Annotated in this window: 21 protein-coding genes, 1 tRNA gene and 1 pseudogene; 11 read left to right on the top strand and 12 right to left on the bottom strand. The window is 58.8% G+C overall.

The features are described 5' to 3' along the window. Positions 1-127: 127 nt before the first annotated feature. Positions 128-817: a crotonase/enoyl-CoA hydratase family protein gene (locus tag GQ39_RS16255; protein ID WP_047531574.1), complete on the bottom strand. Its 690-nt coding sequence runs from the start codon at positions 815-817 to the stop codon at positions 128-130. Positions 818-1,125: 308 nt separating this feature from the next. Here GQ39_RS16255 and GQ39_RS16250 point away from each other — a divergent pair. Further along, positions 1,126-1,215, top strand: a tRNA-Ser gene (locus GQ39_RS16250). Positions 1,216-1,329: 114 nt separating this feature from the next. Here GQ39_RS16250 and GQ39_RS33785 read toward each other — a convergent pair. The 3 genes and pseudogenes from GQ39_RS33785 to pdxR form a co-directional block, all read right to left on the bottom strand. Continuing rightward, positions 1,330-1,419 (bottom strand): annotated as a pseudogene (locus tag GQ39_RS33785) (integrase); the annotation flags it as partial. A gap of 22 nt (positions 1,420-1,441) precedes the next feature. Beyond that, entirely contained in the window at positions 1,442-2,659 is a 1,218-nt protein-coding gene (locus GQ39_RS16245; RefSeq protein ID WP_047538950.1) for an MFS transporter, read from the bottom strand. A 264-nt stretch (positions 2,660-2,923) separates the two neighbouring features. Next, complete coding sequence (gene pdxR, locus GQ39_RS16240) at positions 2,924-4,423, bottom strand: MocR-like pyridoxine biosynthesis transcription factor PdxR (protein WP_047531572.1); 1,500 nt, start codon at positions 4,421-4,423, stop codon at positions 2,924-2,926. Positions 4,424-4,655: 232 nt separating this feature from the next. On the opposite strand from pdxR, the gene GQ39_RS16235 reads away from it, so the two are divergent. The 8 genes from GQ39_RS16235 to GQ39_RS16200 all read left to right on the top strand — a co-directional run bounded on the left by GQ39_RS16235 (position 4,656) and on the right by GQ39_RS16200 (position 9,558). After that, positions 4,656-5,906 carry a benzoate/H(+) symporter BenE family transporter gene (locus GQ39_RS16235; RefSeq protein ID WP_047531569.1) on the top strand — a complete coding sequence of 417 codons (1,251 nt, stop codon included), beginning with the start codon at positions 4,656-4,658 and terminating at the stop codon, positions 5,904-5,906. Positions 5,907-6,229: 323 nt separating this feature from the next. Continuing rightward, on the top strand, positions 6,230-6,550 hold the full coding sequence (locus GQ39_RS16230) for a YbjQ family protein (RefSeq protein ID WP_047531566.1): 321 nt from the start codon (positions 6,230-6,232) through the stop codon (positions 6,548-6,550). A gap of 141 nt (positions 6,551-6,691) precedes the next feature. After that, positions 6,692-6,880 (top strand): hypothetical protein, encoded by a 189-nt coding sequence (locus tag GQ39_RS16225; protein ID WP_047538946.1) that lies wholly within the window; start codon positions 6,692-6,694, stop codon positions 6,878-6,880. 310 nt (positions 6,881-7,190) lie between these two features. Further along, a complete protein-coding gene (locus GQ39_RS16220) occupies positions 7,191-7,559 on the top strand; it encodes a hypothetical protein (RefSeq protein ID WP_047531564.1) in 369 nt (122 codons plus the stop codon). A gap of 110 nt (positions 7,560-7,669) precedes the next feature. Beyond that, entirely contained in the window at positions 7,670-8,131 is a 462-nt protein-coding gene (locus GQ39_RS16215) for a glycine zipper domain-containing protein (RefSeq protein WP_052193603.1), read from the top strand. Between the two features lie 129 nt (positions 8,132-8,260). After that, the gene (locus GQ39_RS16210) at positions 8,261-8,443 is read left to right on the top strand and encodes a hypothetical protein (RefSeq protein ID WP_047531559.1); all 183 of its coding nucleotides are present in this window, start codon (positions 8,261-8,263) and stop codon (positions 8,441-8,443) included. A 68-nt stretch (positions 8,444-8,511) separates the two neighbouring features. Next, the gene (locus tag GQ39_RS16205) at positions 8,512-8,724 is read left to right on the top strand and encodes a hypothetical protein (protein WP_047531556.1); all 213 of its coding nucleotides are present in this window, start codon (positions 8,512-8,514) and stop codon (positions 8,722-8,724) included. 138 nt (positions 8,725-8,862) lie between these two features. Beyond that, positions 8,863-9,558, top strand: a complete 696-nt coding sequence (locus tag GQ39_RS16200) for an HAD-IA family hydrolase (protein ID WP_047531554.1) — start codon at positions 8,863-8,865, stop codon at positions 9,556-9,558. A 50-nt stretch (positions 9,559-9,608) separates the two neighbouring features. On the opposite strand, the gene GQ39_RS16195 is transcribed toward GQ39_RS16200, so the two are convergent. Further along, positions 9,609-10,355 (bottom strand): 3-oxoacyl-ACP reductase family protein, encoded by a 747-nt coding sequence (locus GQ39_RS16195; protein WP_047531552.1) that lies wholly within the window; start codon positions 10,353-10,355, stop codon positions 9,609-9,611. 516 nt (positions 10,356-10,871) lie between these two features. Next, entirely contained in the window at positions 10,872-12,149 is a 1,278-nt protein-coding gene (locus tag GQ39_RS16190; protein WP_047531550.1) for an O-acetylhomoserine aminocarboxypropyltransferase/cysteine synthase family protein, read from the bottom strand. A gap of 954 nt (positions 12,150-13,103) precedes the next feature. Between GQ39_RS16190 and GQ39_RS16185 the strand changes: the two genes are divergently transcribed. Continuing rightward, the gene (locus GQ39_RS16185) at positions 13,104-15,266 is read left to right on the top strand and encodes a methyl-accepting chemotaxis protein (protein WP_047531549.1); all 2,163 of its coding nucleotides are present in this window, start codon (positions 13,104-13,106) and stop codon (positions 15,264-15,266) included. A 279-nt stretch (positions 15,267-15,545) separates the two neighbouring features. Here GQ39_RS16185 and GQ39_RS16180 read toward each other — a convergent pair whose 3' ends face one another. The 3 genes from GQ39_RS16180 to GQ39_RS16170 form a co-directional block, all read right to left on the bottom strand. Next, positions 15,546-16,274 (bottom strand): aspartate/glutamate racemase family protein, encoded by a 729-nt coding sequence (locus GQ39_RS16180; RefSeq protein ID WP_047531547.1) that lies wholly within the window; start codon positions 16,272-16,274, stop codon positions 15,546-15,548. Positions 16,275-16,331: 57 nt separating this feature from the next. Beyond that, positions 16,332-17,873 carry an NCS1 family nucleobase:cation symporter-1 gene (locus GQ39_RS16175; RefSeq protein WP_047531545.1) on the bottom strand — a complete coding sequence of 514 codons (1,542 nt, stop codon included), beginning with the start codon at positions 17,871-17,873 and terminating at the stop codon, positions 16,332-16,334. A gap of 565 nt (positions 17,874-18,438) precedes the next feature. Next, positions 18,439-19,179 (bottom strand): phosphoadenylyl-sulfate reductase, encoded by a 741-nt coding sequence (locus GQ39_RS16170; RefSeq protein WP_047531543.1) that lies wholly within the window; start codon positions 19,177-19,179, stop codon positions 18,439-18,441. Between the two features lie 163 nt (positions 19,180-19,342). On the opposite strand from GQ39_RS16170, the gene thrH reads away from it, so the two are divergent. Beyond that, positions 19,343-19,960 carry a bifunctional phosphoserine phosphatase/homoserine phosphotransferase ThrH gene (gene thrH / locus GQ39_RS16165; RefSeq protein WP_047531540.1) on the top strand — a complete coding sequence of 206 codons (618 nt, stop codon included), beginning with the start codon at positions 19,343-19,345 and terminating at the stop codon, positions 19,958-19,960. Positions 19,961-20,083: 123 nt separating this feature from the next. On the opposite strand, the gene pabB is transcribed toward thrH, so the two are convergent. The 3 genes from pabB to rloB form a co-directional block, all read right to left on the bottom strand. After that, positions 20,084-21,427: an aminodeoxychorismate synthase component I gene (pabB, locus tag GQ39_RS16160; protein WP_047531537.1), complete on the bottom strand. Its 1,344-nt coding sequence runs from the start codon at positions 21,425-21,427 to the stop codon at positions 20,084-20,086. Positions 21,428-21,572: 145 nt separating this feature from the next. Further along, complete coding sequence (locus GQ39_RS16155) at positions 21,573-22,559, bottom strand: alpha-L-glutamate ligase-like protein (RefSeq protein ID WP_047531533.1); 987 nt, start codon at positions 22,557-22,559, stop codon at positions 21,573-21,575. Further along, positions 22,559-24,094 (bottom strand): osmotic stress tolerance membrane protein RloB, encoded by a 1,536-nt coding sequence (gene rloB / locus GQ39_RS16150; protein ID WP_047531531.1) that lies wholly within the window; start codon positions 24,092-24,094, stop codon positions 22,559-22,561. The genes GQ39_RS16155 and rloB overlap by 1 nt, the downstream gene beginning before the upstream one ends. Position 24,095 lies beyond the last annotated feature (1 nt).

Genomic DNA, 24,095 nt, shown 5'->3' with positions numbered 1-24,095 from the left:
CGATGTTTGAGCGGATGTTTCCGACTGAGGGGTCAGACCCGTACTAGAGCCGTTGCGAACTTTTCAACAGACTGCATAGCAAAAAGCCCGACACGATGGTCGGGCTTTTCGTTATTGCCGGCCCGGATTAGCCCAGATGTTCCTGATCCAGGATGATCGCGTTATCCAGGGCTTCCAAAAACTCTTTGCGCACTTTCAGTTTGGTGTTCTTGTGCGCGGTCATGTTGATCTTCTTCAACTGACGAGCCGCAGCCAGTGCCGCGCCTTGCAGTTCCTCGGCCGACACCACGACGTCAAGGAAGCCGGCATCCACGGCGCTCTTCGGGTTGAACATCTCACCGTTGATGACCGAACGCGGGAATGCCGATTTGCTCAAGCGATCACGGGCGATCTCGATACCCGCGTGATGCATGGTCATGCCGATCTGCACTTCGTTGAGGCCGATACTGAACGGGCCGTCCGTACCAATGCGGTAGTCCGCCGACAACAGCAGGAAGGCACCCTTGGCCACCGCATGGCCGGTGCAAGCCACGATCACCGGGAAGGGGTGGGACAACAGACGACGGGCCAGTGTCGAGCCGGCAGTCACCAGCGCGACCGCTTCCTTGGGGCCGGACGTCATCACTTTCAGATCGTAACCGCCCGAGAGAATCCCGGGCGTACCGGTAATGATCACCACCGCACGATCAGACACTGCCTGATCCAGCGCAGCGTTAAACGCAGCAATCACGTCCGGAGAGATGGCATTCACCTTGCCATTGCTCAAGGTCAGGGTCGCGATACCGTCTTCGAGATGGTAGGAAATCAACTCACTCATGACGCTATTCCTTTTATTAAAGTTGGGCAGACGTTACCCACCGTCACAGGCCAGGTAAAGCGCCGTGACTGACCCGCCAGTCACGCTTCGCGTGTCCGGCAAGCGTGCTCCGCTACGCCAGCCAAGCGTTGCCCTCTATATAGAAGGGCGGTCGGAGCCGGAGAATGGCCGGTTTGCCATTCCCTTCATCGGTTCAAAACCCTTGATCGAGTTAAGCGCATGAAAATTCTCAAAAAAATGTTTGCCAACAGAAAAGCTTTCGACTACATTAGCGCGCCTCGACAGACAGAACATGTTTGAAGAGATACGGTGAAGTGTCCGAGTGGCTTAAGGAGCACGCCTGGAAAGTGTGTATACAGGAAACTGTATCGAGAGTTCGAATCTCTCCTTCACCGCCACATTCTGAAAACACAAACCCCTGATTTTCCTAGAGAAAGTCGGGGGTTTGTGGTTTTTGGCGTCTGAAAAAGGCTCATATGGGAATATCCATGGGAACGCGGGTTGTTGTCACAGTCTTTGACTGGGAGTGAGCCGCTCCTGGTGTTCAGGAAAGCGAAGTGCAGCTTGTGCTTGCGAATCGTCTTGTTGTCCCGTTCGACGATGCCGCAGAGGCCTTATCCCAAGTCATTTAAAGGCCACAGGCATGGGCGTCGATGGTCTGGATCTTGCCAGGTACCACTCCTGCATCAGGGTCAGCGCAACGGTCAGGCTCATGAATGTCACGCTGGCCCAGAAGATGGCCGTTGGGTGCCCTTGGTCCAGCATCCAGCCGAAGCCGATGGGCCCGATTGCGCCACCGATGTTGAAACCGGTGGAGACGATGCCGAAGGTTTTGCCTTCTGCGCCCTTGGGCGATGCCGCCCGCACGAGCATATCGCGCGAGGGTGCGATCAACCCCGTCAGAAACCCTACGGCGCCAAGAGCAATGATCAATGCCAGTTCGCTCAATCGGGTGGTGGCGACGATGGCCGTCAACACGGCGGCCAGTGCAAAGGCAGTCGCGGCAACCACCCCATGACGCTGGGTACGATCGGCCAGCGCACCGCCGGCGAGCACGCCAAAGGCGCTGGCAAACAGGAACGCCGTCAGCGCCGAATTGGCCCAGGGCAACGTTGCACCCTGTCCTTGCATGAGGGCGGCGACAGAAAATTTTTCAATCGCACTGGTGCTCAAGTTCAACAATACGAACAGCAAGGTCAGGCTCAGGATCATTGGCGAGAGCAGTGACAGCCTTCGGGTGCTGGCGATATTGAGTGCAGGTTCGCGTGAGTGATGAACCCGGGTGACCCGTGCCAGCCCCGAGCCGGGTATCAACAACAGCCCCAGCGCGACAAAACCCACCAGCGCAGCGCCAACGAATGCGAGCCCCGGGCTGCTCGCAGTGGCGATCCCCAACAGAAAAACCGGTGCAATGGCCGCGCCCAGAAACCCGGCAAAGGTATGGACAGAGAATGCTTTGCCGATGTGGGCGGGATTGATTTCTTGAGAGAGCAACGCGTAGTTGGCCGGGTGGTAGACGGCGTTGGCAACCCCGGCCAATGCCATGGCAATCAGCAAACAGCCGTAGCTCGGGAACAGTGCGATCAGCAGTAAGCTGATGCTGCCCAGGGCAACCCCGGCGATCAGCAAACGCCTGGCCCCGTAATGATCAACGACAAAGCCCATAGGGGCCTGCACCAGTGCCGTAACGATATTGAAGATGCTCAGGGCCAGGCCCAGCTCGACATAACCCACGCCAAAAAAAACCGGCAGCAGGGGGAACAGGGCCGCCAACACCATGATGTGCAAATGGCTGACAAAGTGCGCCGTTGCGACCTGAGGAAGCAATCCGACATGAACGATCGACATGGCTAAACCTGTTCTATGAGCATTAACGCTCTGGCAAGAAGTGGTCTGCCAAACCGGTTGGTTCTGCGCCTGCTGGCGGTCGAAACACTACGGGACCGGGTTGGCTCGGCGCTGATCTTAAGCACGTCATGGTCTTGCGTAATAGTCCATTGTCGGCGAGGTAACCAGACCACTTTAAAAATCGCCAGAGCCCGGGGCGCCGCTACTGCGCCGGCTGCCGCGATGTCGATGCGCGGTATTCCAATGCCAGACGTTGCCCTAGCGGGTTTTCAGTGCATGGGCCAGGCGCTGCATGGCCGCTTCGATTTCATAAGCGGTCAAGGACGAGTAACCCAATAGCCAGCCTTGTTTCTTCTTCTCGCCGGCGTACAAACGGCTCAGACCGGAAAGCTGTATGCCCGCGCTGGCCGCTTGGCGAATGGTTTTTTCCTCAGACCAGCCATCGCGCAGCAGGCAGGGGATTTGCAGTCCGCCGGGAGGGCGCAAGGCGGTAACGATGCCGTCCAAATGCTTGTCGATCGCGTCGAGCATGCTGGTGCGGCGCCCGGCATACAGCTTGCGCATGGCCCGGATATGGGCGTTGTAATGGCCGTCTTCCATAAAGCGCGCCAGGGTCAGTTGCAAGATTTGCGGTGTGTGACCGTCCATCATGCTGCGCGCATAGGTGAAGGCTTTGATCAATTCGTGGGGCAGTACCATGTAGCCCATTCGCAACCCAGGGTAGAGGGTCTTGCTGAAGGTGCCGATGTAGAGCGTGCGCTGGTACTTGTCCAGGCCTTGTACGCAGGCGGTCGGCTGCCCGTCGTAGTGAAACTCGCTGTCGTAGTCATCTTCGATGACCCATTTGCCCTGCTGCGCTGCCCAGTTGATCAACTCAAGACGACGCTCCAGCGGCAGGGACGCGCCGGTGGGGTATTGATGGGAAGGCGTGACATAAACGCAATGGGCACCGCTGCGGTCGGCGTACAGCAGGTCCGTGCGTATGCCCAGTTCATCGACATCAATGGGCAGAACCCTGGTTTCGGCGGTCTCAAAGGCCTTCCTGGCGCCGTAGTAACCCGGGTTTTCCAGCAGGATCGGTTTGCCGACATCCACCAACAACTGCGCACACAGAAAAAGGGCCTGGCGAGTGCTGCTTAACACCATGATCTGGTCGGGGGTGCATTTGGCTCCGCGCTCAAGGTTCAAGTAGGTGGCAATCGCCTTGCGCAGCGGCTCGGCGCCTTGCGGGTCGCCATGCAACAGCACAGTGGCGCGATACTCCTTCATGACCCGGCGTTGCAGGCGCTCCCAGACATCGGTGGGGAAGGTGCGGGTTTCCGGCAGGCCGGTCGCAAATGCCTTGATCACCTGCTGATCGTTCACACCGCCACTGTCGAGGATCATCCGCCCGCGCTGGCTCAAGCCCGCCCCCGGTGCCGCCTGGCTGCTTTTGACTTCTTGGGCCTTGATGCGGCGACGTGTCACGCCTCGCAATTCAGTGCCCACCGTTTCGCTGACATAACTGCCGGCCCCCTCGCGCCGCACGATGAAACCGTCCCGATGCAGTTGCACGTAGGCGTTCTCCACGGTGTCGCGGGCAATCCCGAGTGACTTTGCCAACACCCGAGTCGCGGGCAGCTTCAAACCAGGGTCAAGGGCGCCGTCGAGGATCAGCTCACGCAGCGCGCGCTGAATCCGCTGATGCAGATCCAGCAACTGAAACTCAGCGTCGTTGAGGCGCATTTTCAGCGTTTCCAGTTCGAACGTTTTCGCCATGCGGTCTGCCTTACTTCAATAAATTGGCCTGCAAAGGCAGGCCAGTCTATCCGTAGAATTCACCCCTCGCCACGGCCTTTGTGCGGGGCAAGCACGCACGTTGCGAGCGATTTTGAACAGCGGTGACTCAGCTATGGCCAGGTCACACGACTACGACGCAGGTCCGACGGCGTTGCCGTCAATCATCCTCACTCGAGGCCGAATACTTCGTTTCGCAAGGAGCAAAGCCATCATGTCTTCTTCACCATCCTCGTCCACCCTGCGTCTACGCGACCTTGTGCATCCGATTGTCGCCGGCCTGATTTCAGTCATCGTCAATTATGGCGGCACATTCATCCTGGTCTTTCAGGCTGCCAAGGTCGCCGGGCTCAGCCCCGAGCTGACGGCGTCGTGGGTGTGGTCGGTGTCGATTGGCGTGGGTATTACCGGGCTGTTTCTCAGTTGGGCAAGCCGTGAGCCGATCATTACCGCCTGGTCGACACCCGCCGCGGCCTTTCTGGTCGTCGCACTGTCCACCACACCCTACGCCGAGGCTGTGGGTGCATACATCATTTCGGCCGCCGCCTTCGTACTGCTGGGTTTGTCCGGCTGTTTCGAAAAAATCATCCGCCTGATTCCGCCGGGCGTGGCTGCGGGGCTGCTGGCCGGTATCCTGCTGCAGTTCGGTATCGGCGCGTTTGGTGGCATGAGTATTGACCCCGCGTTGGTCGCGTTACTGATTGCCACTTACGTTGTGCTCAAGCGTTTCACCGCACGCTACGCAGTGGTGGGCATTCTGCTGCTGGGGCTGGCGTTTCTCCTGACGCAGGGGCGTGTGGATCTTTCCGGGCTGGAGCTGCAATTCGCGGCACCGGTATTCACCCGGCCTGAGTTCTCGCTCAATGCGTTGCTCAGCGTGGCGCTGCCGCTGTTTCTGATCACACTCACCGGCCAGTACATGCCGGGCATGCTGGTGCTGCGCAACGATGGCTTCAGCACCAGCGCCAATCCTATCCTGACGGTCACAGGGTTGGGCTCATTGCTGATGGCGCCCTTCGGTTCTCACGCCTTCAACGTTGCGGCCATCACCGCGGCCATCTGCACCGGCAAGGAAGCCTCGGAGGATCCGTCCAGGCGCTGGATCGCCGGGGTCGCCGCGGGTGTGTTCTACATTCTCGTCGGGATTTTCGGGGTGACCCTCGCCGCCGTGTTCATGGCACTCCCGGCCACCTTCATTACGACGCTGGCCGGGCTGGCCCTGCTTGGCACTATCGGCGCCAGCCTGGCCAGCGCCATGGCTGAGGTCAGATCCCGCGAAGCCTCGCTGATCACTTTTCTGGCGTCCGCCGCGAACATCACCTTGTTGGGGATCGGTGGGGCGTTCTGGGGGTTGCTGATCGGTCTGGCGGCCTACGTCTTACTCAATGGCCGTTTGCCGCGTCGCGAGGCGCGGGTCATTCCGGCGGCCGACACCGTAGTAACCACCCAAGGCGCCAACCACTGATGTTCGCTCAACTGGAAGCAGTCGCGACCCGGCACGAGTGTCATGGCGTTACCCACGGGTCATCAGCGTCGAGCACTGTCGTCGCAACCTGGCGGCCGTGCAGCAGGTCGAACTGATCGCTTCCGAAAACGATGCCATCGACCTGATCCGCCCAAGGACAAAGGACTGTCCCAAGGCACGCGGTTCTTCAGGGTCTGATTGATCGAGAGTGGGGGGGCGAAGTCATGCCGCCCATTTTTTCCAGAGAGGGATGTTGGAGGCGATAGACTGACGTTGCCGGCATTTGATGCGCTGGCTCAACAACTGAGTAAAAAGGAAGGCCCATGATCACGACCACTACCCACGCCATCGAAGGCCGACAAATCACGGCCTACCTGGATATCGTCAGCGCTGAGTCAGTGCAAGGCATCAATGTTGTACGTGACGTCTTCGCCGGAATGCGCGACTTCTTCGGTGGTCGCTCCCAGACATTGGAGCGTGCTCTGCAGGAAGCACGAATCCAGGCCACTGACGAAATCAAGGAGCGCGCCCGTGCGCTTCAAGCGGATGCGGTGGTGGGGCTCAATTATGAGATCGCCATGCCGGCCGGGAAGGGAGGAATGGTCGTGGTGTTTGTCACCGGTACGGCGGTGAAGCTCAGGTGATGCGTGGGCCATTCGTCGGGCACTCGGCAAGCTGAATAACAAGTCCAGTAATGACCGGCTAGTCTCAAAGGCTTCGTGATCGGTATTTTTCAGGCAAAGGGCTTGCCGGTATTGATCACGCATCTGATAGGGGGTGAAGAGATGGCTGATCCGTACATTGAAGACGACGGGGCAGAGTTTCCGATCAACAATTGCGTGCAGTGTGGACAGACGGTCTATGTTGCGAGTTTCGGTGAAGATCAGACCGAGGTCGACAAGATCAAATCCAGGGCGCGCCGAATGTTGAAAGCCAAATTTTTACCCAGGGTAGCGGCACCGGTCAGGAAGTAATGAACCGCCAGCAGACCCCGTCATCGAGCGGGGTTTTTTATGTCTGGCGGATTGTTTAACTGTTTGTTTCTGCGAATTATCTTTCACAAAGTTTTCACATCGCCTTACGTAGGCTCAACTCATCCGTTAGAAAGCAACACCCTGCCCGTTCCCCAGCGGGCTTTTTTTTGCCTGGCATAAAACCTTTTCGATAAATGCTGTCCAACCGTCGCCAATAACGAGGTTGAGCGCACGCCTGTCTGGACTTTTTCGTCGCTAAAGCATTCAATCTCGCCCCTTTCGATTTACACCCTTTTTTGAGGTTTTTGTCATGCGTTTCACTCTGCCTGCTTTGGTTCTGGGTCTTCTGGTTGCTCAAGGTGCAATGGCTGGCGACGGCACGGCTGCCGTTGGTGGTGGTTTGGGCGGCGCGTTGGGTAACGTCGTGGGCCAGAGCATGGGTGGCAGCACCGGCGCAGCGATCGGTGCTGGCGTAGCGGGCGCGGCGGGCAGTGCCGTTGCGGCCAAGAAAGGCCATCGCACCAGCGCCGCCATTGGCGGTGGTGTTGGCGCGGCCGGTGGTTCGGTGATCGGCAACAGCCTGGGCGGCAAGACCGGTTCGACTATCGGTGCAGGTCTGGGTGGTGCATTGGGCGGCGGCGTTGGCAGCAACCTGGCCAAGGGTCACAAGCGTCACTGATCCTGATCGGCTGACTGAAAAAGCCCGGCTCGATGCCGGGCTTTTTCGTTTATGAACGATTTTCCCTACGTCGCCTCAAAGGGGTAAGCCCATTGAATACGAGGCATGCCATGACCCCCATGAGTAAAAGCAAGGAAGTGAAGATGTCCGGTCGTTTGAGGTTGCCTGCATTGGTTTTAGGCCTGTTGCTCACACCGCTGGCGATGGCGGCCGGTGACGGTACGGCAGCGGTCGGCGGCGGGCTTGGCGGTGCGCTGGGGAACGTGGTCGGTGGGCAGATGGGTGGCAGCACGGGTGCCGCGATCGGTGCCGGTTTAGGGGGTGCCGCAGGTAGTGCGGTCGGCGCACCCAAGGGCAGTCGCACAGAAGCCGCGGTTGGCGGTGGGCTGGGCTCCGCGGGTGGCTCGGTGATCGGTAACAGCCTCGGCGGCTCTACCGGCTCCACCATCGGTGCCGGTCTGGGCGGTGCCGCCGGCGGTGCGGTCGGTAACAATCTGGGAAGCGATAACGGCAGCTCCCATTCCGGTGGCGGTCATAAACACAAGAATAAACACAGAAATAAACATCACTGACGCGGTGTCGCAGTTCACCCAAAACCCGGCCAGGCGCCGGGTTTTTCGTTTCCGTCAGCAGGGCGCTGGAACGTTTGACCGAGGGTTGCCTCGAACGTCATACACCCCCAGAACAATGCGAGGCATGCCATGACTCCGGAAACCGAAGGCAAGGAAGAAAAGGGCCCGAGTGGACTGCCGTTCATCAATGATCCCGGTAATGAAGATCCGGGTTCTCTGATGGATGATGCCACGGTGCCGCTCAATGATTCCGATGACGCGGGCGACGTGGGTAACACCGAATTTGAAGATGAGGACGACGACCAGGATTGACCAGGCGTTGCGATTACCCATGCTTTCAAGCGTCAGGGCCCGCATTGCTGGCCCTTGAGAGGTGCAACATGAATGCTGATCCGAATGTTCCCGACACCGACGACACCCCGGAGTATCCACTGCCTTCGCCCACCGATTCCCTCGGGCGCGATCAGCGGCCTCCTGATGATGACGCGGGTGTCGAGCAGGTGCCCGACGACGATGTGAAAAACACTGACGTCGAGGCAGACCCGAAGGATCCGGACATTGCCGGGAATGATTTGTCCGGCGAACCGAGCTGACGTACGGTCGATACACCCTTCGAGTTTTGCCCGTTGCCCTGAGCCAGCTGCGCTCGCTATGCTGCTGAAACCTTTAACCAGTCACCGAGGCGGTCGCAACCGGGCGCCTGGGATGTCGTTGAAAACGGATCAGATGCGATGAGTGCAGCGCTGGATGAGTTCGGCCCGATCAAGGCTGTGATATTCGATATGGACGGCTTGCTGCTGGACACCGAGGGCATCTACACCGAGGTCACGTCTATCATTGCCGGGCGCTATGGGCGGACGTTCGACTGGAGCATCAAGCAAAACATCATCGGTCGTGGCGCGGGTGATCTGGCGCGCTATGTGGTCGAGGCGCTGGATCTGCCCATCAGTGCCGAAGAGTTTCTGGTGATCCGCGAACCGCTCATGCGCGAGCGTTTTCCGACTGCTCAAGCCATGCCCGGCGCACAGGAACTGGTACGGCATCTGAAGGCCAACAACATCCCCATTGCGGTGGGCACCAGCTCTTCGAGCCAGTCGTTCGGCCAGAAAACCACCTTGCACCGCGACTGGTTCGCGCTGTTCGACATCATCGTCACGGCCGATGACCCGGAAGTCGGCGCAGCCAAACCGGCGCCGGATATCTTTCTCACCGCAGCCCGACGCCTGGGTGTCGCCCCGCAGGATTGCCTGGTGTTCGAAGATTCACCCTTCGGTGTCACGGCGGCAAAAGCGGCGGGGATGACGGCGATTGCGATTCCCGATGCGGCAATGGCTGACGAAAAATACGCACACGCCGATGGCATTCTTCGTACGTTGAAAGCGTTCAAGCCAAGTGCTTGTGGTTTGCCGGCGCTCGAATGGGCCTGACAACGGACAATGTGGGAGCAAGCTCCCACATTTGATTGACGTCTAACGCATCAGGCGCCGAAACCACCATCGATGGTCAGGCTCGCACCGGTGATGTAGCCCGCCTCGGGGCCGGCGAGGTAGGCGACGAAACTGGCAATCTCTTCGGCTTTGCCATAACGGCCGACGGCCATCAATGGAATCAGGCTGTCGGCGAAGTCACCGTCGGCCGGGTTCATGTCCGTGTCGACCGGCCCCGGTTGCACGTTGTTGATGGTGATGCCTTTCGGGCCAAGGTCGCGGGCCAGGCCCTTGGTCAGGCCGACCAGTGCCGACTTGCTCATGGCGTATGGGCCACCACCGGCAAAGGGCATGCGGTCGGCATTGGTGCTGCCGATGTTGATGATCCGACCGCCAGCGGTCATGTGCCGGGCGGCGGCCTGGGTGGCGATGAACACGCTGCGCACGTTGATGGCCAGGGTCTGGTCGAAGTCTTCGAGTTTGAAATCCTCCAGTGGCGCAACGGCCAGCACGCCAGCGTTGTTGACCAGGATATCCAGCTGTCCGAAGGCGTCGATCGTGGCGGTCACGGCGCCACGAATGGCATCGGCGTCGGCGCTGTCAGCCTTGATGGCCAGGGCTTTGCCGCCGTCAGCGATGATGCTGTTCTGCAACGCTTCGGCCTTGGCCGTGGAGCTGACATAGGTAAAGGCGACGGTCGCGCCTTCAGCGGCCAGTCGTTTGACAATGGCTGCGCCAATGCCACGGGAACCGCCTTGAATCAAAGCCACTTTGCCGCTGAGGTTCTGAGTAGTCATATCGATCTCCAAAGTCCCGAGGCGAGATTGCCTGGTTGATGGAGCCTAGTATCGATTCGGGTCTTCAGTGCTCAATAAAAAATGACATCAAGGAATGCACAGGTCTTCAGAAGATGTAACGGTACTGCATTAATTATTGAAATTAATAAGACGCAACCCTATCAAGATGAAATCTAAGACGTCTGTGGTGTCGCCTAAAACGATTGAAAAACTACGGGTTAGTAATGTTTGGTTTGTCAGGGGTTGTATTAATAAGTTTAAGGAGAGGCGACTTTTTATAGTCGATTGCAGGTCCGCGGTCAGAGGAAGATTATCAATCACCCTTCCTTGGCGATGCCAGAAGCGCAGATGAAAAACGCCAGGGAATGAAGTCTTGTTACCCTCCAACTCCACGCCCCAGTGGCGTGGAGTTTTCGGACATGCATCAAGGCACCCAGTTCTCCAGGGTGAGTCCATCATCCTTTTGGTCTGGGCAAGTCCAAGCGGACATCCCAGCAGCCTGCATGCTACTTGCCCTTAGAGATGAGTTGAATCCAGCGCTTGCTGCAAATCGTCTATCAGGTCTTCAATCGCCTCAATGCCTACCGAAAGACGAATCATTTCTGGCTTCACCCCGGCCTTCGCTTGTTCCTGTTCGTTCATCTGCCGATGGGTAGTAGAGGCCGGATGGCAGGCCAGAGACTTCGCGTCACCGATGTTCACCAGGCGTTTGAAAATGTGCAGAGCGTCGTAGAAACGGACACCGGCTTCATAGCCGCCCTTCAAGCCAAACGACAGAATCGCCGATGGTTTTCCCTGCATGTATTTCTGCGCCAGTGCGTGGTGTGGATGGTCCGGCAGGCCGGCGTAACTGACCCATTCAACCTCAGCGTGACCTTGCAGGAATTGCGCAACCTTCAAGGCGTTTTCGGTGTGTCGTTCCATGCGCAGTGCCAGGGTTTCCAAGCCTTGCAGTAGCAGGAACGCGTTCATCGGTGCCAGCGCCGCTCCAGTGTTGCGCAGTGGCACAGTGCGGGCGCGCGCGATGAAGGCGGCGGGGCCGAATTTCTCGGTGTACACCACGCCGTGATACGCCGGTTCGGGTTGGTTGAGACCAGGAAATTTCTCCGGGTATTGGCTCCAGGGGAAGGTGCCACTGTCGACGATCACACCACCCAGGGAATTGCCGTGGCCGCCGACATATTTGGTCACCGAGTGCACGACAATGTCGGCACCGAACTGGATCGGCTTGCACAGGATCGGCGTAGCCACGGTGTTGTCAACCATCAGTGGCACACCACGGGCGTGAGCGACATCGGCGAGTGCTTCCAGGTCGATGATATTGCCCGCCGGATTGCCGATGCTTTCGCAGTACACCAACTTGGTGTTGTCATCGATCAGTTCTGCGATGGCCTCGGCGGTGTCGTTTCGAGCAAAACGAACATCCACGCCAAAGCTCGGCAGAAGGTGAGCGAACAGGGTATACGTACCACCATAGAGTTGCGGGGTGGTGACGATATTGTCACCGGCGCGGGTCAGGGTCTGGATCGCATAGTGAATTGCGGCACTGCCAGCCGAGACGGCCAGGGCCGCCACACCGCCTTCGAGGGCGGCAATGCGTTGCTCCAGCACATCGTTGGTGGGGTTCATGATCCGCGTGTAGATATTGCCGGGCACGTCCAGGTTGAACAGGTCGGCGCCGTGCTGGGCGTTATCGAATTCGAAGGCGACGTTCTGATAGATCGGCACGGCGACGGCCTTGGTGGTCGGGTCCGACTTGAAGCCGTGGTGCAGCGCGATGGTTGCGTCTTTCATGATTGTTATCGATCTCCTTTAAGTGTCCCGGATTTTGTGTCAACAGCCCTTCGATTAAACCGATACCCGGCTCCGAGTTGGTATTGTCCATTTTTTGCTGATGTTTCCCAGCATTTCCATGCTGATTGCCCTGTGTTTTCCTGTTCGAAAAGTGAGCAGGACTCATTGAGCACCTCGCTCAGTTTTTCAGTCGGCAAAACCGCCCTTACTGGGGCCGTTTTCGGTCAGCGGCCACACTTACAGTTCCAAGCCATTTGCAGGCTCGCTCTAACGAAACCTGGGATTGTTGCTCCACCACGTCCGTACATCCGGTATGCAGGGCAGTACAAGGCCTGGCTGCAGGTTTTGTGCCAGTTGCTAACTTACTGTTTTTAAAAGAAATTAAATCGACATGGTTAAGCTAAAGTGTCTGTCCAGTGACAGTGTTGATGAAGTTCTGTTGCTGGACCGACAGTCGGTTTAGTGTGGCGCGCAATAGACGAAAGCCAGCGCGAGTGCTGGCCTTCCTAAAGGGGATATCAGATTTTCAGGCGGTCTGCTTGCTGCCACCTCCGATCAGCCAGATATAGGGTGGTTCGGTGCCTTTGACCTCTCAGTCGCCGATGATCCGCTCTTCGTGGATCAACGGGGTATGCGAGCCTTGCCGGCCTGGGTGCCGCTGGCGACCCATTGCTCGCCCTGACGGCTGATGGGTAGTCGTATGCGTCCCTGTTAGTGAGCACCTATTGCATCGTGCACCTATTTGATTCACGAATGATTCATTCGGATAGCTAGCAACGACCTTCTACCCCTCTGAGCTGCTACCCAGCGCGGGCATCCTTCAACGTGGCGGATTCCGCGTAATCCAACATTGATTTATGAGCGCTTGAGCGTCAGCGATAGATAGCAAGCTTTCGAATTGGCGTGGTAATTGCCTGCAAGTTTAGTACTTGTATGTCGCCCTTGGGGAAGTGAATGTCGCTATCAAGCAACTCTATGCAGTTATCCTCCGCCGAAAAGCGCTGGTTACCCTGGTTTGGCAAGACCGGAAAACTGGCGATGGGCTGGTCCTGCCGACTCAATCGGCCTGTCTACCCGGTGATGGAGCAGACATTCGAGGCTATCGCCGAAACCCGAGTCAAATTGCTGCACAATTGGACTCGGGAGCAGTGGGAGCACTTGTCCGAACTGGCGACAACCCTTAGCCGCGACTTTTCCAATCTCGACAATCATCCGCTGCTGGACAAGCTAGGTCAGGCCGAGGATTTTTCCGAACTCTTTGTCGTCGATACAGATGGCGCAGTCATCGTCTCGACCTGGAGTGGTCATAGCAAAAGCAGCCTCTGCAACGCCAAAGCACTGGCCGAAGGTTTGAAAGCGCCGTTTCTCCATGGCCCCTACAGTGATCCCCTGACCTTGCAGATTGGCCCCTCATCCTCGCGCTTTCACGATGAGGTCACGCTGATGTTCTACCAGCCCTTGAAGGCTGGCGGTAAGGTACTTGGCTGTCTCTGCGGGCGCGTGCCAAATGATGTCTTGGGCGACCTGATCCAACGCGAAGCCGGGCATATTTTTGCCGAGTCGGGGGATAACTACCTGTTCATGGTTCAGTCTCGATTCGATCCGGTGATCCAGCCTGGAGTTGCACTGTCCCGCTCACGCTTCGAGGACGGCACGTTCACCCACGGTGAGAACCTCAAAACTGGCGTACGGACTCCCTGGAAGACCGTGCAGGTGCAGCACCACACTGAACTGGAACTGCGCTTCACCGACCCGGCGACCCAGCAACTGCACCCTGGTGTGCGGGAAACGATTCGAACCGGTTCCAATCTGTTTGTTACCTATCCAGGTTATTCGGACTACCGGCACATTCCGGTGGTCGGCAAGGGCGTTACGTTCCAGCTGCCCGGTTCGCCCGACCGCTGGGGCATGATGTGCGAAGCGGATTTGGAGGAAGTCTATCGACGGCGTTCGCTGAGTTACGGGTTGATGAAACCTTACCTGGCAACCATGGTTGGCTTGTTCGCCTGCAATTTCCTGGTCCAGCACTACAGTGGTCTGGAGCAGAGCCTGATCGATGCTTGCGAGACATTGAGCATGCTGGCGGCTGCGGTCTTGTTCAGCATTTTTGGCCCGAAGCGTTTGGCTGCGCGGCTAAACGAAATGACCGGTGTGATCAGGACTATCGCTGAAGGCGAGGGCAATCTGCGTCAGCGACTTGATACCACGCGTATGGCCAACGATGAAACCGGAGATATGGGCCGTTGGATCAACAGTTTTATCGACCATCTGGATGCGGTTGTCGGGCAGGTGATCAAGGCCAGCCATAGCGTCGGCAAGACCAACCAATTGATGCTCGGTCGCAGCCAAGATGCCAGTCTCACCTCCAGCGAAGTCGCAGAGGCGGTGCATCACATGATGATCATTGTCGAAGAGCAGTTGGGCGAGATCCAGCAAGCCTCGGCCAGTGCCGAACAAATGAAGCAAGCGATGGATGAAGTGGTCAGCCGAGCGCGCGAGCAATTTCTCGCGGTACAGGTGGGAACCCAATCAATTCGCGACGTCGTGGAGCGGTCCTCTTCGAGTGTGCAGTTGCTTGACAGCCGGATGGCACAAATCGGCAATATCACCAGCCTGATCAGCGACATCACCAATCAGACCAATCTGCTGGCGCTGAACGCCGCCATTGAGGCCGCCCGCGCCGGCGAACATGGTCGTGGTTTCGCGGTGGTAGCCGATGAAGTCAGAACCTTGGCCACACGAACATCCCGCGCCGCTGACGACATCCGGCAGATGGTCGAAGGCCTGCAAAATGAAACGCAAAAAGCCGTGGGTTTTATGGAGAACGGAGTCAAGGATGTTGACAACAGCTTGCGCCTGGCCGAAGAGGCATCCTCGGAAAATGTGCAACTGCATCAGGCAGTGGAAAGCATGTTCAGCATCATTCAGCAGCTTAATGAGCGCAGCCTTGATTATGGAAAAACAATCAAACAGGTCGATCAGTCTTCCGCAGAGATGCGCCAGACGGTGGTCGTGCTGCAGACCAGTGCAGAAACGGTAAGGCTTGACGCCAACAAGTTGCAAAAACTGGTGGGGCTGTTCGAGGTGAGCAATAACTCCCGGCAAAGTACTGCTTGAAGCTTTGCCGCTTACTTCCCATTGCCGCAAATAGACCCCAGGCCTTTTATTTTTTCGATGCTATTGAGCATTCATCCGCCTCAACCCAGGCGCAGGGTGACCTTCATTGAGCAGGTAACCCTGTGTAAACCAACCGTTAATAGTGGTCGCTATGGAAACCTTCAGCAGTATTTCCGGCTCCCACAGTTTTTGTGTCGTTCCACAATGATGCACACGACACCTGACTATGGGAGCGAGGGTTGCCTCAGGCGGTGTTCCGATGATTAACGATGACGCGGTCTACTGCCTAAACCGCCCCGGCCAGCCAATGATGGTTTTCGGCCGAGGCGTCGCATAAGTCCGCACCTTCGACGTCGACAACCCCAGCCGCACCAGCGATTCGGCAATGGTCACCGCCGCCGTCACGCCGTCCACCACCGGCACTCCAGTGCGTTGGCGAATCTGTTCACCCAGCCCGGCCATGCCGCCACAGCCGAGGCAAATCACTTCGGCCTTGTCCTGGGTCACCGCCAGTTCGGCCTGATGCACGATAGCCTCCAGTGCGCGTTGCGGTTCGTGCTCCAGTTCCAGTACCGCCAGACCACTGGCCCGCACCGACGCGCAACGATCCCAGAGCCCGGACAGTTTGAGGCGATCCTCGATCAGCGGCACCGTGCGGTCTAGGGTGGTGACCACCGAATAGGCATGGCCGAGGAACATCGCGGTGCTCGCCGCCGCATCGGTGATGTCCACCACCGGCACGTTAAGCAGTTCCTGCAGGCCTTCGCGGCCGTGCTCGCCGTAGCCGGCCTGAATCACGGCGTCGAAGGGTTGGTCGTAAGACATCACCCGATCCATCACGGCAATGGCCGCCAGATAACTTTCGAAGTTGCCTTCGATGGAGTCGGCACCGAAGTGCGGGGTCAGGCCGACGATTTCCGTGCCGGGGGCTGCAACAGCCTGGGCCGAGCGGGCGATGGCCTGGGTGATGGATTCGGTGGTGTTGACGTTGACCACGAGTATTCGCATGGGAAGTCCTTATAGCGCGTTGGTTCTGCGGCCCGGACTCGCCGGGCCGCCAAGTGATTAATGACTGACGTTGTCGACCGCGATCGCTTCGCCGCTGACATCGGCGTAGTGCGGTTGGCGTTTGGCGACGATCAGGTAGAGCATTCCGGCAATCCCGGCGCCGATCAGCCAGGAGAACGGCGATACGAGGTGGAAGCCCGGCACCAGCGCCAGGACGATGGCGATCAGGGCGGCGGGAATGAACGCCGCCACGGCGCGCAAGTTGACCCCGCGGCTGTAGTAATAGGCGCCGTTCGGGTCTTCGCTGTACAACTGCGGCACGTTGACCTGACCTTTTCGCACCAGCCAGTAGTCCACCATGATCACGCCATACAACGGCCCGAGCAGGGCACCGAGGCCAGACAGGAAGTACACGATCACCAGCGGGCTGTTGTAGAGGTTCCACGGCAGGATCAACACAGCGATGGTCGCGCTGATCAGCCCGGCCCGGCGGAATGTCAGGTATTTCGGCGCCAGGTTGCTGAGCACGAAGGCCGGGGCGACGAAGTTGGCCATGATGTTGACCGCCACGGTGACGATCAGGAACGCCAGGCAGCCCAGCACCAGAAAGAAGGTGTTGGGGATCGAGGCGATAATTTCTGTAGGACTTTCAATAATGTGGCCATTGATCTGGAATTGTGCGCCGCACAGCAGCACAGTGATCGCGGCAAACACCAGAATGTTGACCGGCAGCCCCCAGAAGTTGCCGACCTTGATGGTCTTGCGGCACGGCGAAGAGCGGGCGAAGTCGCAGAAATTCAGGATCAGCGTGCCGTAGATCGCCAGCCATAGCGCGCCGCCGGCAAAGATGTTGCGCCACATCTCGCCACCGGTCAGTGGTTCGCGGATCGACCAGGCGATGGTTGCATTGGCCTGGGTGTACATCCACGCGGCGAGTGCCGCGACGGTCAGCAGGATCACCGGCCCGGCAAAGGCCTCGTAGCGCCGCACCATCTCCATGCCATAGGCGAGGATCGCCAGTTGCACGAACCAGATCGCCACGAAGCACACCCAGCCCAGGGTCGACAGACCGAGGATCGAGTTGTGGTCATAATCGGCGAAACCGGGGTGGACGGCGGTCAGTAATACGCGGAACACCACCGAGGCCAGGTACGTCTGAATGCCGAACCAGGCGATGGCGATAACGGCGCGAATCAACGCGGGAATCTGCGCACCGTGAATACCGAAACTGATGCGGCTGATGACCGGGAACGGCACCCCGGTCTTCTGGCCCATGTAGCCGGACAGGTTCATGAAGCAATACACCAGCGCCGCGCCGATCCCCAGGGACAGCAGAATCTGCCAGCCACCCAGGCCCAGCGCATAGAGGCCGATGGCGAACGAATAGTTGGCGATGTTGTGAACGTCGTTGGTCCACAGGGCAAAGATGCTGTAGCGACCCCAGCGCCGGCCTTCGGCTTTGGTCGGCGCCAGGTCTTTGTTGTGCAGGCGCGGGCTGAGTACCACGGGGGAATGCAGGGTTGGGTCGCAAGGCGTGTGCGTGATGTGGGAGGAGGGTAGATCCAGCGCGATATTGTTGTTGGAGAGACGTGTACGCATTCCGGCAGGCTCCTGATGCTCGACGCCGCGATGACTGTGCATGAGCGCGAGGGCTCGACAAATCTTCGTCGCGGGGGGCGAATACCATTGGTTACGGGGCATCTGCAGCCTGTACGGGATAGGGCGCTTCAGGCTTGCGGATCTGGTGTGTGTATGTTCTGAATTGATTGTATACAAAACATGTATGCACCTTTGCCAAATCTATGCCAGCCAGGAATCTATCAATTCGGCTGCTCATTTCGTTTTGTTATGAGATGGCGCTAAGTGACTGAAAAGATGGCGATATAAATTGACCTTTCGAACAGGTATTTATTTTTCGACAGGCTTTGTGGGAAAGGTCGACGCAGGAGGTCGGAAAGGCAGGATGTAACTTTTTTGGGCGCGGAAACTAAAAGTGCACACATAAATGGCACTGATGGTGACATTTCTGTGTACACATTTTTGGTTGGTCACGCCCCCTGTAGGAGCGAGCCTGCTCGCGATGGTCGTTAACGATAACGCTGGAAACCTGACACTCCGCGGCGTTCTCGGGTTCATCGCGAGCAGGCTCGCTCCTACGGTGGGTTTACGCTTTGGACTTGCTGATGATATTGCCCGCGTGCAGCCCGCATTCCTTCTGCGTGGCCTCTTCCCACCACCAGCGGCCTTCGCGCTCGTGCTGGTTCGGCAGCACCGGACGGGTGCAGGGTTCGCAGCCGATGCTGATGAACCCGCGCTCATGCAGGCTGTTGTACGGCAGCTCCAGCATGCGGATGTAACCCCAGATCTCTTCGCTGGTCATTTGTGCCAGCGGGTTGAATTTGTACAGGGTGCGCTCCGGGGTGGAAAACGCGCCGTCGATTTCCATCACGGCGACTGCGCTGCGAGTGCCGGGGCTCTGATCGCGGCGTTGGCCGGTGGCCCAGGCTTTCACGCCTGACAGCTTGCGGCGCAGCGGCTCGATCTTGCGGATGCCGCAGCATTCGCCATGGCCGTCCTTGTAGAAACTGAACAGGCCCTTTTCCTTCACGAACGGTTCAAGTCTGGTGTAGTCCGGCGACACCAGTTCGATGTCGATCTTGTAGTGCTCGCGCACTTGATCGATGAAGCGGTAGGTCTCGGGGTGCAAGCGACCGGTGTCGAGACTGAACACCTTGACGTTCTTGTTCAGCTTCCAGGCCATGTCCACCAGCACCACATCCTCGGCACCGCTGAAAGATATCCACAGGTCATCGCCAAACTCGGCGAAGGCGAGTTTCAGGATGTCCTGGGCGGATTTGTTGGCATAGGTCGTGGCGAGTTCCACGACGTCGAACGTTGGGCTCATCAGGGCGGCTTCCTACAGGTCATTGGCGCTGGGCGCTCTATAGGGGGCCGATGGTAACAAAAAGCTGCGCCGGTCGGGGTGTCCTCTGCGTTGCGCGGTGGGGGAGTAATCGCTAGAGTTCCGGCTCGCTCGACTCAATAAACAATACAAATGGGAGTGTCTTGTGGAAATTGCCTGTCTGGACCTTGAAGGTGTGCTGGTCCCGGAAATCTGGATCGCCTTCGCCGAAAAAACCGGGATCGAATCCCTCAGGGCCACCACCCGGGACATTCCCGACTACGACGTGTTGATGAAGCAGCGCCTGCGGATTCTCGACGAACACGGCCTGAAGCTCGCGGATATCCAGGAAGTGATCGCCACGCTCAAGCCGCTGGACGGCGCCATCGAGTTCGTCAACTGGCTGCGCGAGCGCTTCCAGGTAGTGATTCTGTCGGACACCTTCTACGAATTTTCCCAGCCGTTGATGCGTCAACTGGGCTTCCCGACCTTGCTGTGCCATCGTCTGATCACCGACGATGCCGGCCGGGTGACCAGCTATCAGTTGCGTCAGAAAGATCCGAAGCGCCAGTCGGTGTTGTCCTTCAAGAGCCTGTACTACCGGGTTATTGCCGCCGGTGATTCCTACAACGACACCACGATGCTGGGCGAGGCCGATGCCGGCATCCTGTTCCATGCACCGGACAACGTAATCCGCGAGTTCCCGCAGTTCCCGGCGGTGCACACCTTTGAAGACCTGAAACAGGAATTCATCAAGGCTTCCAGCCGCGCCCTGAGCCTGTAACCCTTCCCCCTGTAGAGCGAGCCTGCTCGCGATGGACGTCAACGATTACGCGTTTAGTCTGAAAGCGAGCGGGGTCTCCAGGTTCATCGCGAGCAGGCTCGCTCCTACAGGGAACGCTGTTAATCAGAGGCTTTGCAGGGTATCGAGCAACACCTTCACCTTGGTGATCGATTCCTGATATTCGGCTTGCCACTCGGAATCGGCGACAATCCCGCCGCCGCCCCAGCAACACACCTGTCCATCTTTCATCAGCAAGCTGCGAATGGCGATGGAGCTGTCCATCTCGCCGCGCACGTCCAGATACAGCAGCGAGCCGCAATACAGTCCGCGCCGGGTCGGTTCGAGCTCGTCGATGATCTGCATCGCGCGAATTTTCGGTGCACCGGTAATCGAGCCGCCGGGGAAACTGCCGGCGATCAAATCCAGTGCATCACGATCCTCCGCCAGCATGCCGGTGACACTGCTCACCAGGTGATGGACGTTCGGGTAACTTTCAAGGCTGAACAATTCCGGCACCGAGACCGAACCGGTCCGGCAGGTGCGGCCGAGATCGTTGCGCAACAGGTCGACGATCATCAGGTTTTCCGCGCGATCCTTGGCGCTGGCCAGCAGTTCGGCGGCATTCGCCGCATCTTCGGCGGGCGTGACGCCGCGAGGGCGAGTGCCTTTGATTGGCCGGGTTTCAACCCGTCGCTCACTGACTTTGACGAAACGCTCGGGCGACAGGCTCAGCACGGCGGCGCCGTCGGGCAAGCTCTGGAAGCCGGAAAACGGTGTCGGGCACGCCGCCCGCAACGCGCAGTACGCGGCCCATGGATCGCCCTGGCAAGGGGCGCGGAAGCGCTGGGCGAAGTTGACCTGATAGCAGTCACCCGCCTGGATGTATTGCTGAATGCGCTCAATGGCGTGGCGATATTGGTCGGCGCTCAGGTCGGCACTCATCGGCCCTTGCAGTTTGAAAGCCTCGACCGGTTCAATCGCAGGCTGCTCGAACAGCTGTATCAAACGCTCGCGCTCGCTGTCAGCCAGCGCAGGATGAAACACCAGCTGGCTGGTCTGCCGTTGGTGATCGCTGATCAGCGCCCAGTCGTACAGGCCGAAGCGCGCATCCGGTAATTGCAGGTCGTCCAGGGCCTGGCTCGGCAGGTGTTCCAGATGGCGGCCGAAGTCGTAGCTCAGGTAACCGATCAAGCCGCCAGCGAACGGCAGTTCACAGGCCAAAGGCAGGGACGCTTCGCCGAGCCGCGTCAGGATTTCCCGCAGGCGTTGCAGGAAATCAGCGCCGCTTTCGTCAGGCGATACCGTCAGTTGTTCCAGTGGCCAGGCGCTGAGCAGGTCATAGCGCCCGCGTTCGGCACTTGGCCGGCCGCTGTCGAGCAGCACGGCACCGGGGGCATGGCGGATGGCCGCGAAATAATCGGCGGGGTTGGCGCGATAGGGAAGCGGGTGTACGGAACAGGTCAACATGAGTGAGGGCGATCGGCCATTGAGGCGGGGTGGCGATTGTAGTCCCCTCGGGGAATTGCTCCTAGAGGGGAAGTCGGGGATTGGCAGGCTGAGGGCGATTGGCGGGGGGTTGTGGCGAGGGAGCTTGCTCCCTAGCCACAGGGGGTCAGCCCTCGACGGTCGGGATATGCCCGAACATCTCCTGCACAAAGGCTACGCGCTCTTCTACGGTTTCGGTCACGCCCCGAGCCTTCAGGTCTTCGAGTCGCGCTTCGACCGCATGGGTGCGCAGGGTCAGGCCGCAGTCGTTGGCGATCTGAATGTTCAAGCCTGGCCGCGCATTGAGTTCGAGAATCAGCGGACCTTTTTCCTGGTCCAGCACCATGTCGACACCGATGTAGCCCAGGCCACACAGCTCGTAGCACCCGGCGGCGAGTTTCATGAAGCCGTCCCAGTAGGGCAGTTGCACGCCGTCAACGGCGTTGGTGGTGTCCGGGTGTTTGTTGATGATGTTGTTCAGCCAGGTGCCGCGCAAGGTCAGGCCGGTGGCCAGGTCGACACCGACACCGATGGCGCCCTGGTGCAGGTTGGCCTTGCCGCTGGACTGGCGGGTCGGCAGGCGCAGCATGGCCATGACCGGGTAACCCATCAGCACGATGATGCGGATGTCCGGCACGCCTTCATAACTGATGCTCTTGAAGATCTGGTCCGGGATCACCCGGTATTCGATCAATGCCCGGTCGCGATGCCCGCCGAGGGAGTACAGGCCGGTCAGGATGCTGGAGATATGGTGCTCGATCTCCTCATGACTGATGATCTTGCCCGATACCGTGCGAAAGCGGCCCTCGAAGCGGTCGGCAACCACAATGATGCCGTCACCGCCGGCGCCCTGGGCCGGTTTGATCACGAAGTCGCTGCGTTCGCCGATGATATCGCCGAGCTTGTCGATTTCCTTTTCGGTGGAAATCACGCCATACAGTTCCGGCACATGAATACCGGCGGCGATGGCACGCTCCTTGGTGAGGATCTTGTCATCGACGATCGGGTACAGGCTGCGCTTGTTGTACTTGAGCACATAGTCCGCGTTGCGTCGGTTGATCCCCATGATGCCCCGCGCTTCCAGGGCCTTCCAGGTCTTCCAGAAGCCGAACATCAGCTGTCAGCCTTCTTCAGGAAAGCCTTGAACCGCACCAGTTCGGTCAGGCGATAACCGCGATAGCGACCCATCGCCAGCATGAAGCCCACCATGATCAGCAGGATCGCCGGGAAGGTGAAGACGAAGTACACCAGCTCCGGCACGGTCATGATCAGGTGCGCCAGGGAGGCGGCGAAGAGCGTGCCGATCGCCACTTTCATGGCATGGCTTGCACCGCGTTCTTCCCAGGTGATCGACAGGCGTTCAATGGTCATGGTCAGAATCACCATCGGGAACAGCGCCACGGACAACCCGCGCTCCAGGCCAAGCTTGTGGCTGAACAGGCTGATGGCCGCAATCAGTACCACTACGAACGTCAGCACCACGGACAGCCTCGGCAGCATCTGCAGCTTCAGGTGTTCGAGGTAGGAACGCAGCGACAGCCCCAGTGCCGTGATGATGGTAAACAGCACGATGCCGAAACCGAGCTGGGTCTCGCGGAAGGCCAGGGCGATCAGCACCGGGGTAAAGGTGCCCAGTGTCTGCAGGCCGACCAGGTTGCGCAGGATCAGGATCACCAGCACGCCGATCGGGATCATCACCATGATCATGAAGGTCTGCTGGGTTTGCAGCGGCAGGCCGTACAACGAGTATTCGAGGAAGTTGGCGTCAGTGTTTTCGTCGGTCAGCTTCGCCAGGCGAATGGCGTTCATTTCACTGTTGTTCAGGCTGAAGGTCACGTTGGCCTTTTTGCCACCATCGACGGTGATCAGGTTTTCGTCGCCCGTCCACCACAGCAGGCGGTCGGTTGGCAGCCCCTGTTCACCGGTTTCCGGGTTGAAGTACAACCAGTCGGTGCCGTTGAAGCTGCGCAGCCAGAGTTCCGGGGTTTGCGGCTGGTCGGCCACCAGGCGAATGGTGTGGACTTTCTCGATGGGTACGTGGGCGATGGACAGCAGCAGTTCGACGATTCGGGCCTTGTGCACGGTGGACGGATCACCGGCCAGCAGCAGCTTCACGTTGTCGTCGTTGAGGTTGTTGACCCGCTTGATGGCTTCGCCGATGAACGTCTCGACGTCGGCCGAGTGTTGGCGAATCGGTGCGAGCAGGGCTTCGGCAGCGATTTTTTCCGGACCCTCCACGGCGATGCTGTCGCGGAAAGTCGGGCCCTTGACCTTGGACTTTTCACCGGAGTACCGCTTGGTCAGCACCAGGCGGTAATACAGCGTCTGGTTGCCCTTGGCCCGGCGTGCCGACCAGGTGACCTTGCGATTGCCGTCGACCCGGTTCACGGCGACACCATAGTTATTGGAGATGAAGCTCTCGTTGAGGCTGACGAAATCGCGGCTCAGTGGCGGCACGAACATCTGGATCTTGACCGGGTCCTTGGCACTGGCGACGAACTCGACCTTGGCGTCGATGTTCCACAAGTCGTCGGTGGCGTCTTCGGTGACCGGGATCCCGAGCACGAAGATCTGATAGGCCGTGACTGAAATGCCCAGGATCACCAGGATGGCGATCAGCAGTTTCAGATGGAGGGTAAGAGAGCGCATT

The organism is Pseudomonas sp. 11/12A (assembly GCF_000800055.1).
GTDB lineage: Bacteria > Pseudomonadota > Gammaproteobacteria > Pseudomonadales > Pseudomonadaceae > Aquipseudomonas > Aquipseudomonas mohnii.
The sequence above is the reverse complement of the archived record's forward strand: the minus strand, read 5'-3'. Positions and strand labels throughout refer to the sequence as shown.

Excerpts from the sequence above, each read along its gene's own strand:
- GQ39_RS16200 (WP_047531554.1), top strand. The coding sequence starts at position 8,863 with ATGAGTGCAGCGCTGGATGAGTTCGGCCCGATCAAGGCTGTGATATTC.
- pdxR (WP_047531572.1), bottom strand. The coding sequence starts at position 4,423 with ATGGCGAAAACGTTCGAACTGGAAACGCTGAAAATGCGCCTCAACGAC.
- GQ39_RS16190 (WP_047531550.1), bottom strand. The coding sequence starts at position 12,149 with ATGAAAGACGCAACCATCGCGCTGCACCACGGCTTCAAGTCGGACCCG.
- GQ39_RS16155 (WP_047531533.1), bottom strand. The coding sequence starts at position 22,559 with ATGTTCGGCTTCTGGAAGACCTGGAAGGCCCTGGAAGCGCGGGGCATC.
- GQ39_RS16185 (WP_047531549.1), top strand. The coding sequence starts at position 13,104 with ATGTCGCTATCAAGCAACTCTATGCAGTTATCCTCCGCCGAAAAGCGC.
- GQ39_RS16175 (WP_047531545.1), bottom strand. The coding sequence starts at position 17,873 with ATGCGTACACGTCTCTCCAACAACAATATCGCGCTGGATCTACCCTCC.
- rloB (WP_047531531.1), bottom strand. The coding sequence starts at position 24,094 with ATGCGCTCTCTTACCCTCCATCTGAAACTGCTGATCGCCATCCTGGTG.
- pabB (WP_047531537.1), bottom strand. The coding sequence starts at position 21,427 with ATGTTGACCTGTTCCGTACACCCGCTTCCCTATCGCGCCAACCCCGCC.
- GQ39_RS16215 (WP_052193603.1), top strand. The coding sequence starts at position 7,670 with ATGACCCCCATGAGTAAAAGCAAGGAAGTGAAGATGTCCGGTCGTTTG.
- GQ39_RS16180 (WP_047531547.1), bottom strand. The coding sequence starts at position 16,274 with ATGCGAATACTCGTGGTCAACGTCAACACCACCGAATCCATCACCCAG.
- GQ39_RS16220 (WP_047531564.1), top strand. The coding sequence starts at position 7,191 with ATGCGTTTCACTCTGCCTGCTTTGGTTCTGGGTCTTCTGGTTGCTCAA.
- GQ39_RS16255 (WP_047531574.1), bottom strand. The coding sequence starts at position 817 with ATGAGTGAGTTGATTTCCTACCATCTCGAAGACGGTATCGCGACCCTG.
- GQ39_RS16235 (WP_047531569.1), top strand. The coding sequence starts at position 4,656 with ATGTCTTCTTCACCATCCTCGTCCACCCTGCGTCTACGCGACCTTGTG.
- GQ39_RS16225 (WP_047538946.1), top strand. The coding sequence starts at position 6,692 with ATGGCTGATCCGTACATTGAAGACGACGGGGCAGAGTTTCCGATCAAC.
- GQ39_RS16210 (WP_047531559.1), top strand. The coding sequence starts at position 8,261 with ATGACTCCGGAAACCGAAGGCAAGGAAGAAAAGGGCCCGAGTGGACTG.
- GQ39_RS16230 (WP_047531566.1), top strand. The coding sequence starts at position 6,230 with ATGATCACGACCACTACCCACGCCATCGAAGGCCGACAAATCACGGCC.
- GQ39_RS16205 (WP_047531556.1), top strand. The coding sequence starts at position 8,512 with ATGAATGCTGATCCGAATGTTCCCGACACCGACGACACCCCGGAGTAT.
- GQ39_RS16195 (WP_047531552.1), bottom strand. The coding sequence starts at position 10,355 with ATGACTACTCAGAACCTCAGCGGCAAAGTGGCTTTGATTCAAGGCGGT.
- GQ39_RS16170 (WP_047531543.1), bottom strand. The coding sequence starts at position 19,179 with ATGAGCCCAACGTTCGACGTCGTGGAACTCGCCACGACCTATGCCAAC.